This is a genomic window from Bdellovibrio bacteriovorus (genome assembly GCF_002208115.1).
Taxonomy (GTDB): Bacteria; Bdellovibrionota; Bdellovibrionia; order Bdellovibrionales; family Bdellovibrionaceae; genus Bdellovibrio; species Bdellovibrio bacteriovorus_C.
The window spans coordinates 1,609,357-1,622,643 of sequence record NZ_CP020946.1 but is presented as its reverse complement, the minus strand read 5'-3'; the positions used below and the strand labels follow the sequence as shown (position 1 = coordinate 1,622,643).

The window sequence follows — 13,287 nt, the reverse complement described above, 5'->3', positions numbered from 1 at the left end:
GTCGGCGTCTCAATTTAGTAAGTTCATTAGAAAACATAAAATAATTTAGTATTCGGCCGATAAGAACATGCGGAGGATTTATGGAGCAGAAGCGCAAGCCGCCAACTTTGTTCTGGCCAGAAATCAACGATCGTATCGACGCCGAGGCCCTTGTAAAGCGAGCTGTGGGGATTTGTATCTTTATCGCTGCCATGAGCCTGACACTCAGTCTTCTGTACAAGTACCAGATCATCGACATTCCCCTGGCAAAAGACGCCTGGGGCAGCGCTCTGATTTATGGGGTGCTGGCCTACTTTATCTCGGAGCATTCCAAAACAGCCGGATGGATGGCTCTGATCGTGTATGTGGGCGATCGTGTGTACACGATCAAACACACGGGTGTTGGAGGCCTGGCAATTGCCGTGATCTTCATCTGCAGCTTTATCGCCTGCATCCGCGCGCTGGATTATTTAAAGAAAAACCCGACAGACAAACCAGAGCAGGAAAACATCCCGAAAGCGAGTTAAATGGACGCCATGCAAACCACCGAAGTCACCCTTGAAAGAGCCGTTAAAATTCTTGTCAGTTGGTCATGGCGAATGATGGTGCTGATGATCCCCGTGATGGTCATCACGGGCGTGCTGATGTTCTTTATTATGCCCACCCCAGAACCCGGCACCACGCCGGAAGAAATTCAAAGGAATATGCCTCTGGGGCCGCTGTTTATCATGTGGTTCCTGATGATGTTCGGGGGAATCCTGGCCCACGCAGTATCAATTCAATGGCTGATGAAAACCCGCTGGTCGGATTTTCATTTGGTGGCTGTGTCCATCGAGAAGGACTCAAAATAAAATTCTTTACGGCAGTGAAAAAAGTCATCTCTGAAAGACAACAATAAAATGAAACTATTTAGTCGTATTCTAAAATATGTGTCTCGAGCAGGGCACTCCTTCAATTCACGCAGCAAGATACGAACTTCACTATCCATTGGTGCAAATTCCAGCACCTGACTACGGAATCTCTGATAATGATCAGGAAACAAGGGCACCTTTAAAGAAAACAACACACCTCTTCGGCGGAGTACAAGAAAATGGCCGCTAATGGATGCTGACCAAATATCATCCCATTTTACAAACTCATCACTAAACTTAACACCGGCAATTCCTGCCGCAGGCATATCCAATAAGTACTTTGGCACCATCGTCATATGATTGAGGATATCGACCTGTTTAGAACATTCCCAACCAAGTTTCAGTCAATGGACCATTCTGAGATTGGAAAAGGGGCTTAAAACGCAAAAACCCGCTGTTAAGCGGGTTTAAAGTTGGAGGTGACGAGCGGATTTGAACCGCTGTAGCAGCTTTTGCAGAGCTGAGCCTAACCCCTCGGCCACATCACCATGTGCATTTACTTATGCGAAGGAAGGACCAAACTAATCCTTCCCCCCGTTTAAGTCAATATTTATCCCCCAAGTCGTTTTAAAGCTTCAAACGGAAGGTGGGTGATCTTTAAGGCCTCCTCAACATGAAGCGGATGAAGCTTTTCAGCCTTCATCAGGTCCGCCAGACTCCTTGCGACCCGGAGCGTCGCAAGCTCCCTGCGCCGGGAAGACAGCTCTTTCGGGAACAGCTCCCGCATATAAAACCCCGGCAGATCCTGGGTCAGCTCCTCCCAACTCCAGCGGGCAGCCACCCTTAAAAACCGAGGATCTTTTCCGGCCATGGCGGCCCTGAAGACCCGAACCTCTTCCAGCTCTTTTAAAAGACTGATCCCGGTGACGGTCCCGCCCTCTTCCCGCTTGCGAGTAAAGAAGGTGATCTGAAAGCGATCCACCAAGGGCCCCGACAGGCGCTCCATATAGGAATGACACTTCTTAATCGAGCGCCCACAAATAACCTTCGTCTGCGGCACCCAATCCCCGCAAGGGCACAGATTCGTGGTCGCCACCACCAGGGTGTCCGCCGGATGTTCTTCCACGTACCTTCCGCGACGAATGCGGATGCGGAAGTCTTCCATGGGTTCTCGCAACGCCTCTTGCGCGCGCGGGTTGAACTCCAATAATTCATCCAAAACCATCATCCCCTTGTGCGCCCGGGTGATGTCGCCTTTAAATGGCGGCACTCCCCCGCCGATCAACCCCAGCGGCGTTGTGGAATGATGAGGATGCACCAACGGACGCCAGGAAAGCGGAGCCTCAGCCCCGCCTTTGTTGTTCTGACGAATTTCATGCATCTCTTTCTGAGTCGGAGCTGCCAGCAACGCATGCAGGGCCTTGGCGATCGTGCTTTTTCCCGAACCCGCAGGCCCAGCCAGCAACACAGAGTGCTCACCAATGGCAGCAAGTTTTAAAAGCTTGGCCTGACGTTCTGGAAACTCCAGATCAAGACCGAAGGAAGGACGCTCAATCGGATACTCGCGCGGAGCATGGGCCACGATCTCAGGAGCCGTCACGGATTTTAGTTCACGCAAACAAGAGCGCGCAAAGGGTGAAGAACGCCCGTCACCGTCTCCGGTCCACACGGTCAGTGGAACTTCGGGATCAAAGTCTTCATGCAGATCCCCTGGTTCGAACACTTCTCCGCCCAAAGAAAGCTCACCATACACCAAAGCCTCCCCATCCAAGGGCTTAGGCACCTGCTCTGTTTCCCACAAGATGCCCAAAGCCACCGCCAGCTCCAGCCCCCGCGAAGTTTTCTTTAAATGCGAGGGACGCAAGTTGACCAGAATCTGCTGCGCTTTCGGGAATTCATACCCCTGATTGCGAATGGCACTTTTGATCCGGTGGATGCTTTCTTTAATTGCCTGATCCGGCAAACCTAAGAATTGAATTTGTGGCAACCCCGGAACGAAGCTCAGCTCCACCTCCACAGGCACCAGACGGTCGTTGTTTCGAATAAGTGATTGGATTTTCATGACAGGGCCCAAAAGCAAGTTCGGGCCCGCTATAGAACAAATAAAAAAGGCCCCTCAGAGAGGAGCCTTTTCGAAAGCCGGATTATTTATCCGCATCAACCATCTGCGAAAGCGGATGGTGTTCTTCGATGGTTTTGGTCATCGTGTTGGTCGTGACATTCGTGTAAATCTGCGTTGTCTGGATGCTTGCGTGCCCCAACAACATCTGAATCGAACGAAGATCCGCTCCGCTTTCCAGAAGCGCGGTCGCACAACCATGACGGAATCTGTGCGGATTCACCGGTTCAGCGAAACCAGCGCGAGCCGACCACGCCGCCAGCCATCTCCATACATCCACGCGGGACGGACGATGACCACGATCGTTGATCAGAATCGACGGGCTGTTTTCTTTCATCAGCGTCGGACGATGTTCCTTCAAATAAACAGTCAGATTTTCTGCCAGTTTTTCAGTCAAAGGCACCAGGCGTTCTTTATTGCCCTTACCCAAAACCTTGATCCAACGGTCTGTCTGGTTGAAATCAACCACATTCAGACCAATCAATTCAGACACACGGCAGCCCAAACCGTACAGGAACAACAACGTCAGTTGGTTGCGCGCGGTTTTCACGGCATCCGGCACTTCTGCCGCATCAAAAAGTTGCTGGAACTCTTGGGGCGTCAGAACCTTTGGCAGGCCCACTTTCACTTTTGGTGGACGAAGTTCACGCAGCTCCGGGCACTTCATCCCGCGGGTTTCACAGAATTTGAAGTAAGTGCGCAAAGAAGAAATTACGCGGGCCTGAGAGCGTGTGGAGAGTTTATTTTTCTTCATAAACTCATAGAAGCCCGGCACCGTTTTACCGGTTTTACGGTACTCAAGATAAAGTTCCAAATCGCGGCGATATGCCATCACCGTATTCTGGGAGCGTCCTCGTACATTTTGCAGTTCATCAAAGAAGTCGATCCAAAGAGGTAGTTCCATACCCCTATTAGACCCAGACTTTCATCCATACGCAAGAAAAAACCCCAGGTTTCCCCGGGGCTTGGTGATTCATTTATTTGGATTTGATAAGGGTTAGTAGAACGAGCCGAAGAATCTGCCAGAGCAAACATAGCCATTCACTCTGGTCACAGAAACTTTTGCGAACAGGCGGGTTCCAGAAGTGAACAACTGACCGTTTTCGATTTTCACTTCAATGTTACCCACGTTGCTCAGCATTGCCGGCACATTCACATCGCCGCCCGCCAAGCCCATGGTTCCTGTCGTCAAAGTCTGCAGATTGTAAGTTCCTGCTGGCAAAACACACGGAGTCAACTGAGCCCCGGTGATTGTATCCACATCCACCATTTGCTTGGTCACAACCATCTGCCCCTGGATCGCAATCGGCCCCTGGTAGTTATTATAGTTGTTACCGGAGGCATTTTGCTGGATCAGGTTCGCAGAAACGATGATCTGCATGTTTTGCAAAATGATCTCTGGATTGCTTGTCGAAGACTGAGACTGGAACGTCGTCAGCACAACCGGTGCTGTGATATTTCCACAAGCTTGCGACAGACAGTTCAAACCCACATTGGTGTTTGTCCCGCCGCCTCCGCCTTTACCGCAGGCTGCTAAAGCCAGTACCATTCCCAGCGCTGCGAAAGCTCGTGTGATTGTCTTTGCTGGAAAACTTAAAGTTTTGTTGTTAAGTCCTTCCATTTTCTCTCTCCTGGTTAATTAATAAATTCATTTTTAAAAATTCTTAAGCTGCTTCAGCTTTCACGCCTGCCGGCGTTCCAGCTCTGCCGGACGCAGGCCCGAGCTCTGCCGGGCGCAGGCCCGAGCTCTGCCGGGCGCAGGCCCGAGCTCTGCCGGCCGGGGCCGACTATTTAAACGCTGCGGATTTCGCCAAGCCGGAGAATGTTCCAAGCTTTTTGAAGCCGTCTGCTGGGTAAAGGCTGGTCTTGTCAATAACTGCGGAAGCGCGGCAGTTGTATGGACCAGAGCGGATGTACCAGCATTTTCTGTATGGAGACTGTTGTACGTAGGACTGTGCGAAGTTCTTGTAGTATACAGAACCTGTTACATATCCGCCGCCTTGACCGTCACCTTGGTTCACTACGTTATCCACGATCAGGACAATCGCACCTTGAGCATCCTGGAAGTAAGCGCTGAACACTGTCTTGCTGCCGTATTTGAACCAGTAGTTATAGTTGTACTCCAGCATGTTGTTGTCCTGCAGACCGCTCAGTTTCTGATTGGTGCCGGAACCGGATTCAAACACACCCTGATACTGATAACCTGTATCCACATAAGAGATCTTTACAGAACCGGCATAACGGCCGCTCTCAAGCTTTTGCAAATCCACAGTCAACTTATAGTTGGATGGATTGTTCAGCGGGTGAGATGCCACATAGTTACTGAACTCAGTAAATGATGTCGGTACGAAATCAACCGTGTTGCTGCCAGAAGTGGATCCGGAAGAAGATGAACCAGAACCATCTGGGGAAGTTGGTACGCTGCCATCAACTCCGCCATCAACAACTGGTGTGTTGGTGTTGGATCCAGTCTGGAACTGATTGCTCTTACCGCAACCAACGCCCATCAAAGAGAACGCCGCCAGCAGGAAGATCAGTTTAGAGTTGAATGTTTTCATATCAGCCTCACTTAAAAGGTCCGGTTGATTGATGGACCTCTCACCAAGACTCTATTGCTATGCGTGTGCCAACCTTGCCAAAATGACCTAACTATATGATCCAACGGAGCTTTTTCGACTAATCTCAGGGTGGTACAAACACCCGTAATCGTCTAATCCTTGAGGAAGGTGCGCAAAAGGGGCACCACTGTCACATCCTGAGCCGCCTAAAACTTCGACGAAAAAAGAAATATTTAAGATTTTCCCTCATCTTACCGAAATGGGATGTATCAATTTAAACAAGGAATTATAGATGACTGTTACAGCAACAAACGCATTGATCCTGGGCGCAGTATTCATGTTTGCAGCCCGCGTTTTCTTGGCGTTCTAATATTTAGAACTTCCAAAAGAACCAAAAGTACACGCTCTTGAATCGGGCTTTACACAGCCCTTTTTTTATTTCTTCCTTCTGCCATAGCAGAGCACTTCCCACTTCCTCACTTTTCCAGCCACAAACAAAATCTCCTGCCTCGTATTACTCAATCACCCAAGCGGGCTAAAACCACTTTCTGAACCTGAAAAAAATCGACCACTTATCTGCTTACAATATTCAAATCTGGACCAACTCACCTCTATGGCACCTCACAATTATACCGATTGTAATGAAGATTTTTTTACAACATCGCGAGTGGTTCATCATGAAAAAGATCCCGTTGCAGATAAAGCTCCTTCTTAACATCATCGTCTTCGCTGTACCGATCATCGTCCTGACGGTCTTCATGTACAGATCAGAAACCGTGAACATCGACTTCACCAAAAAAGAAGAACTGGGCACCAGGTTGCAACGCCCCTATGAAGAAGTCCTGTGGCATATCGACCTTGCCCGACAGGGAAAAGCCACCACCAATCTTGAAACCAAGATGACCGAGCTCAACAAGATCTACGCCGAAGTCGGCCCCATCCTGCTCTTTGACGATCACAACCTTGCCGCGCGCAAACGTGAAAACGCTAGCTTAGAATATCTGTCAAAGCAGATTGAAGCCAAGAACTGGAATGACGCGATTTCATCCGTCAAGACATCCATTGCTCACCTGGGGGACATCTCCAATCTGATCCTGGATCCGGATCTGGACAGTTACTATGTGATGGACATCACCTTGCTGGCCCTGCCTCAGATGCAAGACCGTATTCAAACCATTCTTCACAACAGCGACCAGTTCTTTACCAGTGAGACTTCACAAGCCACCCGGATCCAGGCCGCTCTGTACGCCAGCCAGCTGGAAGAATCCGACTTAAACCGCGTGCTCGCCGATGCACAAACCGCCATCAATGAAGACAAGAACTTCTATGGCACCTCGGAAAGCCTGCAAAAGAATCTGCCCGCCACCGTAGAAGCCCTTGCCGTCCCAACCAGGAAAATGATCGACAGCCTGCGCGCTCTGTCCCGTGGTGAAGCAGTCAGCAAAGATCAGTACTTTACTGACGCCAATCAGGCGCTGGAGCAATCGTTCAAAACCTGGCACTCTAGTGTAAATGAAATGGATGTCTTGCTTGAAAGCCGTCTCAAGACCCTAGAGGCCGGACGACAAAGCTCTCTCACCTATTCCAGTATTGCGTTGCTTTTCTCGATTCTGATTTCAGTCATCATCGGGCTTAGTATTCATAAAAGTATCAAGACCATTCTGGCTTCGGTTCTTAAGCTGAAGGAAAGCTCCGAATCTTCAGGTTCCATCAGCACTCACCTAAATGAAATCACCACAAGTGTATTTAGCCGCATCAACCATCAGGCGGCGGCCGTCGAACAAACGGCTGCGGCGATTGAGGAAATCAACAGCATGCTGAATCTGAGTGCTGACAATTCCAAAGAAGCCTCTGAGATGGCCCGCAGAGCCAACGACTCTGCCGATTCAGGACAAAAACAGATCAAAAGTGTTTTGAATTCAATGAATGACATCACCAAAGGATCCAAAAAGATCGTGGAAACGATCTCGGTCATTGATGATATCGCCTTTCAGACGAATCTGCTGGCACTGAATGCTTCAGTCGAAGCCGCCCGCGCCGGAGAACAAGGAAAAGGTTTTGCTGTCGTGGCGGACGCCGTTCGTGCCCTGGCTCAAAAAAGCGCCACGTCCGCCAAGGAAATCAACGAGCTTTTGAAATCCAATGTGGAACTGGTGAACTCCAGCCAACAACGGGCCGATGAAGCCGTGTCGATTCTGGATGACATTGTCTCCTCGATCAAAAACGTCTCGACACTTTCAAACGAGATCGCCAACGCCGCCCAAGAGCAGTCCGTGGGCTTAGCACAAATAGCGCGCACGATGTCTGATTTTGAAAAAGAGACGTCTGACAATCAGAAAAACATGACTGAAGTTTCAGAGGCCGCAGGATCCATTCTGGAACAATCCTCGCTGCTGAAATCCATTATTGTGAGTCTTGAGACTGAGGTGCGTGGGCAATCAAAGTAGGCTGATTCAAAGACGCCAGCGGGTAATAGTGCTTCAGGATCTGGCGGAAGGTATAACCCTTCTGACCCAAAGCGCGACTGCCCCACTGACAAAGGCCCACGCCATGACCAAAACCACGGCCCTCAAACAGGAATTGATCCCCGGTTTTCTTCATATCAAACAAAGCACTGCGCAGATCCTGAAAACCCAAAGCCTGACGGAAGTCATTGGCTGAAATCACCTTGTCCGGCAGCCCGCTAAAGGCCACACGCACAGACTTGATTCTTTGATCTGCAGGATTTCGTTCCAATTGCAAGTCCCTGAAATCTTCCACCTTCAAACGTTTCTGCAGATCCATTTTCGTCAGAGACAACTTCCAGTGGCCACGCGGGTTCGTCGGACAAGAGCTGTCCACCACCACACCGGTGTTCACGCCATAGTTCCAGACATTCTTGGATGTCGTGGTTTTGCCACCGCAATCAGAATGATAGAAGGCCTTCAGCACGCGGTCTTTATTCCCCAAAAGTTTGATTCCTTTGGTGGACTCCACCGCCTGCAAAGCTTTTTGAATCAAAGGGCTTTTGCGATCTTCCGCGACGACATGACGGAACACCTGATCCAGCACACTGCTTTCCAGATGATAGGCTTTGTCTTTGCGTTCATGGATCACCGCCAGGGCATAGGATCTTGCCGCCACAGCCTGAGCCTTCAAGGTTTCCAGAGGCCAGGACAAGGGCATTTCGCTGGCAAGGACACCCGTGATATATTCATCCAGCGGCATCACGCCGATGACATCAATCTGTCTTTCAGAGTTCAAATTCAGCAAAACCCGGCCCGGCAGAGCCTGCGATCCGACTCGCAGATTGTGCCCCTGGATCATCAGATACTTGTCGGTGAAAAGATGTTCCGGGTCTTTGTTGTTGATACGAAGAGCCCAGATTTTTTTATTACCTTTGGAAAGCACACGTACTTCGGCTGAAGAAGAGTTGGGAATGGCAACAGGACGAAAATTCTGGGTCAGATTCTGAAACTGCAAACCTGTCCCGGTGAAGGCTATTTTCCCCGCCAATGAGCTTAAGCGCACGCGCACGATTTCTTTGTCTTCCGCGCGGGCTTCTGATGTGAAACTGACCAAACCAATGCTGAAGATCAACGCTGCAAAAACGAGCTTCACTGTTGTTACTCCATCCGTAGAGCAAAAAAATAGGGATAAAGCGTCTTGCTTTATCCCCTTTATTAAACCAACAGTGGTCCAGCGATGAAAGTCTAGTTTTCCTTTTTCGCCATCTCCATGAACGGTTTAATGATGTCCAGCGGCAATGGGAACAGGATCGTGTTGGTTTTATCGCCGGCAATTTCCGTCAAAGTCTGCAAATAAGCCAATTGCAGAGCTGATGGAGAACCCGCCAGAGTGTTGGAAGCTTCCTGAAGCTTCTGCGCACGCTGCACTTCCCCTTCCGCGCTGATGACTTTCGCACGACGCTCACGCTCTGCTTCCGCTTCACGGGCCATGGCTCTTTGCATTTCTTTTGGCAAGTCGATTTGTTTTACTTCCACCATCGTGACTTTGATACCCCAGGATTCCGTCGCCTTATCCAGGATCACCTGCAAAGCCGCATTGATTTTGTCACGATGCTCAAGCACGTCATCAAGGTGGTACTGCCCCATCACAGAACGCAAAGTCGTTTGCGCCAACTGACTGGTCGCAAAGTAGTAGTCTTCGATTTTTGTGATCGCTTCCATCGGAGAAATCACTTTGAAGTAAACAACCGCATTCACCTGCATGGATACGTTGTCTTTCGTGATAACGTCCTGAGGCTGAACATCCATTGTGATGGTACGAGTGTCGATCTTGATCATGCGCTCTACGAACGGAATCAACAGAATCAAACCCGGACCACGCACGCCCACAGCCTTACCAAGACGCAAAACCACGCCGCGTTCCCAGTCATTCAGGATTTTGATCATCGAGCTGCCAATGATACCGCCGATGACGATAATACCAATTATAAATTCCATGCTGCTATCTCCTTATTTGTTCTTTTTCACATTCAAAGTCAGACCCTGACGTCCGGTGATATGCACACGGTCGCCAGGCATCAGGGAATCTTCAGAAACGAACTTCCAGATCTCGCCGATGATTTCCACCTGCCCGCTGTGGCCGTTGCCTTCCACCGTCATCACCACACCATCACGGCTTTGCATCTGCGCATCCGCGTCCTGGGTGCGCAAGCGGATGGTTTTCACCGCCAGATAACCCAAGCCCAGGAAGAAGATCCCCAAAACACCCACCACTGAAACAATCAAAGACATTGGCAACACATACCCCGTTGTCTGCGCATCAAACAAAAACACACTTCCCACAAATACGGCAATCAGGCCGCCAATGCCCAAAGCACCAAAACTTGGGATGAACATTTCCGCAATCAGGAACGCGACCCCTAACAAGATCAACGCCAGTCCGCCCCAGGCAACATCCAGCTTATGGAAGGCCACCATGGAAAGTACCAGACCGATTCCCCCGATCACTCCCGGCGCGATCAATCCCGGATGCGTGACCTCAACATACAGCAAAGCCAAACTTCCCATAAACAGCAGATAAGCAAATTCAGGGTCGGCCACAAAACTTAAAACCTTATAGCGAAGGTCCGGCACAAACTCGCGCAAGTCATGAACTGCCACAACTGCGGGTTCTTTGTCTTCACCCACCAGAACTTTGCGCCCTTGCGCCTGCTGCAAAAACTCCAGCTCGGTACCCGCCAGAATATCCAAAGCGCCTTCGGCGTGCGCCGTTTCACTGGAAAGAGATTTCGCTTCCGTGATGATTTCTTTTGAAAACTTCAGACTGCGACCGCGAAGTTTCGTCACACCTTCCATCCAGCTGACGGTGTCGTTAATAAGTTTTTTGCGCAAATCTTCCGGGGTCTTTTCACCCGACCCCAGAATCGGGGTCGCGGCGCCAATATTAGTGGCAGTCAGACCACCGTTCACGTGACAGGCTTGCAGAATGATAGCCCCCGCACTGCCGGCATGCCCCCCACGAGGAGCAATCAGACACAGGTAAGGAACCGGTGACGCCAAAATACGTTCAACAATCAGACGCGTGCTTTGCAGGCTGCCACCCGGAGTGTTGATACGCAGGTACAGGGAGCTGCACTTATCCTCGACGGCCCGCTTTTCCGCGCGTTCCAGATAATCTGAAGTGCTGGCCGAAATAGCCTCATTGATGGTGATCGCGGTCGTACAGTCCGCTTTGGCAACCACCGACAGCAAAGACACAACCAGAATCAGCATCAAAGACTTCATACTCCGAGCTCCTTCATTACTTTTTGCAGGTCATTCCAAACGACTTTTTTGGCTGCCGGATCTTCCAGCAGATAAGCCGGGCTGTAGGTCTCAAGCCACTTTCCCGGACCTTTAAAGATCAGCTCGCCGATGTCTTTCGGGAACGAGCTATAGACAACCACAACTTTGCTTTCACAGATTTTCGCCAGTTCAGACGGCAGTTGGGAACGGTCTTCCACCGTGCAATCCAGCTCGAGCACCTGCAGATTGCGCAGCTTCATCGCCGCTTTCATCTTGGAATAAAGATCGTTCACTTCCGGCAGGAAAAGACTTTCTTTGCTTTGAGTCAGGATATTCAAAAATACCAATTCATAATGGCGAAGTTCAGAGACCGTGAAGGGCCCCTTGGCAGTGAAAAACTGCGTCTTGGCAGCCTCAACCCCGGCTTGTTCCGGAGCGAGCATGACATTTTGAAGACCAAGAACGTCTTGAAGATACTGGATGTAGTCTTTCATGGCGCCGATTGTATCTGGACCTTGGTTTGGAGACACCAAAAACCGGGGTTAATGCACTGCCTAAAGGGGGCTAAAACCCGCTTTTTTGTCTCAAGTTGATACAAACTTTACCGATAAGAAAGATACCACGCACAAACAGGAGGCATCACATGGAAGTATTCAAATTCAACATCATCCCGACTGAAGAATTTAACAAACGTGAAGCCTTCCGCAAAGCCATCAACAACTGTGAAGCTTGCGGCACGGCCCTGGAATTCAGCTACAAACAATTGAATGAATTTGCCGTGCTTTCGGAAGAAGCTTCCTGCCCGTGCTGTGCTTTAATCAAAGAAGAAAATCACCGCGTTCACTAAACGCGTGTGAAGTCTTTAAGCCCTTTGTAAAATCCTATCAGACCTAAACCCACCGAGGCCATGATGAGGGCCACCGAAGTGGACCCCACACGCGCGACGGCTCCCCAGGAAATGGCCCCCAACGCCATGCCGGCATAGAATACCGCCAGAAAAACTCCCAGCATCGTCGCTTTCAACTGCGAAGCGCCGGTGATTTGCCTTGAGCTCATGTTCATCAACGTGGAAAGCACCAGCCACCCCACCCCGCCGCAGAACATCGCCGCACACATCAGCAAGTAGCCCGGCGCCAGCCCCAAAAGCAAAATCCCCACGGCATATATCACATACGATCCGGCCAAGGATTTTTGCGTGCGATCCGGATGCATGATCTTTCCTGACAAGAAAGCACTGACACAAGCCCCAAGCCCCAAAAAACCAAGAAGCGACCCATATTGCAGCGAGCTTAGCTGCAACTCAATACGCCCGCGTGTCGGATAAAGCGCCCACAACGAAGACGCAAAGAAAGTGACCAGGAAAATTTCCACCCACAGCTTCATGTTATGCAATGACAACAACGGCTTCCAGTCACTTTCCTGAATGCGGACTTTTAGTTTCTGCGTTTCCACGGACTGCGGCACTGGCCACTTCCAGAAAAAAAGAATCAACCCCAGATAAGAAACGCTGTTCACCACAAAGGCACTGCTGGGACCAAAGCCGCTTAAAATACCGCCCCCCAGTGTGGGCCCCAAAACGCGGGTGATGTTAATCCCCATATAGTACACCAGCACCGCTTGTGCCTGCATAGGATGAGGAACAAGATCCGTGAGCACCGACTGAAATGCCGGATTGGAAAGCGCAAAGCCCACGCCCATGATCAAAGACAGACCCAACAAACTGACTTCCGTCACCTGCTCGGTCCACACCAGATACGCCAAAAGGCCCGCGGCAAAACACATCAGACCTTGTGCGAACAGCAACAATTTTCGACGATGCCCCAGATCCGACAAATAGCCGGACGGGATGCTGAAGAACAACACCGGCAGACTTCCGGTGAAGGACAGCAAAGAAATAATCAGAGGTGATGTTGATAAGTGTGTCATCACCCAACTGGCCGCCACATCCTGAATCCAGGTTCCCAGATTCGACACAAAGGCACAGATCCAAAAGGATCGATAGATGGAAATTTTCATCGGAGACCAGACTGATTCGTTCATGACAAGAA

At 50.2% G+C, this 13,287-nt stretch carries 13 protein-coding genes and 1 tRNA gene; 4 read left to right on the top strand and 10 right to left on the bottom strand.

Going from position 1 to position 13,287, the window contains the following annotated elements; translation table 11 throughout:
* Positions 1-80 precede the first annotated feature (80 nt).
* Together B9G79_RS07730 and B9G79_RS07725 are read left to right on the top strand one after the other, a co-directional pair.
* On the top strand, positions 81-506 hold the full coding sequence (locus B9G79_RS07730) for a hypothetical protein (RefSeq protein ID WP_088565002.1): 426 nt from the start codon (positions 81-83) through the stop codon (positions 504-506).
* Entirely contained in the window at positions 507-830 is a 324-nt protein-coding gene (locus B9G79_RS07725; RefSeq protein WP_232469266.1) for a hypothetical protein, read from the top strand.
* 474 nt (positions 831-1,304) lie between these two features.
* Here the strand turns inward: B9G79_RS07725 and B9G79_RS07720 are convergent.
* The 5 genes from B9G79_RS07720 to B9G79_RS07700 all read right to left on the bottom strand — a co-directional run bounded on the left by B9G79_RS07720 (position 1,305) and on the right by B9G79_RS07700 (position 5,507).
* Positions 1,305-1,378, bottom strand: a tRNA-Cys gene (locus tag B9G79_RS07720).
* A gap of 62 nt (positions 1,379-1,440) precedes the next feature.
* On the bottom strand, positions 1,441-2,892 hold the full coding sequence (locus B9G79_RS07715; protein WP_088565001.1) for an ATP-binding protein: 1,452 nt from the start codon (positions 2,890-2,892) through the stop codon (positions 1,441-1,443).
* A gap of 82 nt (positions 2,893-2,974) precedes the next feature.
* Positions 2,975-3,853: a site-specific tyrosine recombinase gene (locus B9G79_RS07710; RefSeq protein ID WP_088565000.1), complete on the bottom strand. Its 879-nt coding sequence runs from the start codon at positions 3,851-3,853 to the stop codon at positions 2,975-2,977.
* Between the two features lie 93 nt (positions 3,854-3,946).
* On the bottom strand, positions 3,947-4,570 hold the full coding sequence (locus B9G79_RS07705; protein WP_088564999.1) for a hypothetical protein: 624 nt from the start codon (positions 4,568-4,570) through the stop codon (positions 3,947-3,949).
* A 166-nt stretch (positions 4,571-4,736) separates the two neighbouring features.
* Entirely contained in the window at positions 4,737-5,507 is a 771-nt protein-coding gene (locus B9G79_RS07700) for a hypothetical protein (protein WP_038449586.1), read from the bottom strand.
* 677 nt (positions 5,508-6,184) lie between these two features.
* Here B9G79_RS07700 and B9G79_RS07695 point away from each other — a divergent pair.
* Positions 6,185-7,954, top strand: a complete 1,770-nt coding sequence (locus B9G79_RS07695) for a methyl-accepting chemotaxis protein (RefSeq protein WP_198298059.1) — start codon at positions 6,185-6,187, stop codon at positions 7,952-7,954.
* On the opposite strand, the gene B9G79_RS07690 is transcribed toward B9G79_RS07695, so the two are convergent.
* The 4 genes from B9G79_RS07690 to B9G79_RS07675 form a co-directional block, all read right to left on the bottom strand.
* Positions 7,911-9,107, bottom strand: coding sequence for a SpoIID/LytB domain-containing protein (locus tag B9G79_RS07690; RefSeq protein ID WP_088564997.1), 1,197 nt, complete (start codon positions 9,105-9,107; stop codon positions 7,911-7,913). The two genes, B9G79_RS07695 and B9G79_RS07690, sit on opposite strands and share 44 nt — an antisense overlap.
* A gap of 92 nt (positions 9,108-9,199) precedes the next feature.
* Positions 9,200-9,952 (bottom strand): slipin family protein, encoded by a 753-nt coding sequence (locus B9G79_RS07685; protein ID WP_088564996.1) that lies wholly within the window; start codon positions 9,950-9,952, stop codon positions 9,200-9,202.
* Between the two features lie 12 nt (positions 9,953-9,964).
* Entirely contained in the window at positions 9,965-11,239 is a 1,275-nt protein-coding gene (locus tag B9G79_RS07680) for an NfeD family protein (protein ID WP_088564995.1), read from the bottom strand.
* The gene (locus B9G79_RS07675; RefSeq protein WP_038449588.1) at positions 11,236-11,733 is read right to left on the bottom strand and encodes a hypothetical protein; all 498 of its coding nucleotides are present in this window, start codon (positions 11,731-11,733) and stop codon (positions 11,236-11,238) included. The genes B9G79_RS07680 and B9G79_RS07675 overlap by 4 nt, the downstream gene beginning before the upstream one ends.
* Positions 11,734-11,882: 149 nt before the next feature.
* Here B9G79_RS07675 and B9G79_RS07670 point away from each other — a divergent pair, with 149 nt between their 5' ends.
* Positions 11,883-12,086 (top strand): hypothetical protein, encoded by a 204-nt coding sequence (locus tag B9G79_RS07670; RefSeq protein ID WP_088564994.1) that lies wholly within the window; start codon positions 11,883-11,885, stop codon positions 12,084-12,086.
* Here the strand turns inward: B9G79_RS07670 and B9G79_RS07665 are convergent.
* Positions 12,083-13,279 (bottom strand): MFS transporter, encoded by a 1,197-nt coding sequence (locus B9G79_RS07665; RefSeq protein ID WP_088564993.1) that lies wholly within the window; start codon positions 13,277-13,279, stop codon positions 12,083-12,085. The two genes, B9G79_RS07670 and B9G79_RS07665, sit on opposite strands and share 4 nt — an antisense overlap.
* Between the last annotated feature and the right edge of the window lie 8 nt (positions 13,280-13,287).

Coding starts and splice junctions, on each gene's coding strand:
- B9G79_RS07730 (WP_088565002.1), top strand. CDS start 81: ATGGAGCAGAAGCGCAAGCCGCCAACTTTGTTCTGGCCAGAAATCAAC.
- B9G79_RS07725 (WP_232469266.1), top strand. CDS start 507: ATGGACGCCATGCAAACCACCGAAGTCACCCTTGAAAGAGCCGTTAAA.
- B9G79_RS07715 (WP_088565001.1), bottom strand. CDS start 2,892: ATGAAAATCCAATCACTTATTCGAAACAACGACCGTCTGGTGCCTGTG.
- B9G79_RS07710 (WP_088565000.1), bottom strand. CDS start 3,853: ATGGAACTACCTCTTTGGATCGACTTCTTTGATGAACTGCAAAATGTA.
- B9G79_RS07705 (WP_088564999.1), bottom strand. CDS start 4,570: ATGGAAGGACTTAACAACAAAACTTTAAGTTTTCCAGCAAAGACAATC.
- B9G79_RS07700 (WP_038449586.1), bottom strand. CDS start 5,507: ATGAAAACATTCAACTCTAAACTGATCTTCCTGCTGGCGGCGTTCTCT.
- B9G79_RS07695 (WP_198298059.1), top strand. CDS start 6,185: ATGAAAAAGATCCCGTTGCAGATAAAGCTCCTTCTTAACATCATCGTC.
- B9G79_RS07685 (WP_088564996.1), bottom strand. CDS start 9,952: ATGGAATTTATAATTGGTATTATCGTCATCGGCGGTATCATTGGCAGC.
- B9G79_RS07680 (WP_088564995.1), bottom strand. CDS start 11,239: ATGAAGTCTTTGATGCTGATTCTGGTTGTGTCTTTGCTGTCGGTGGTT.
- B9G79_RS07675 (WP_038449588.1), bottom strand. CDS start 11,733: ATGAAAGACTACATCCAGTATCTTCAAGACGTTCTTGGTCTTCAAAAT.
- B9G79_RS07670 (WP_088564994.1), top strand. CDS start 11,883: ATGGAAGTATTCAAATTCAACATCATCCCGACTGAAGAATTTAACAAA.
- B9G79_RS07665 (WP_088564993.1), bottom strand. CDS start 13,279: ATGAACGAATCAGTCTGGTCTCCGATGAAAATTTCCATCTATCGATCC.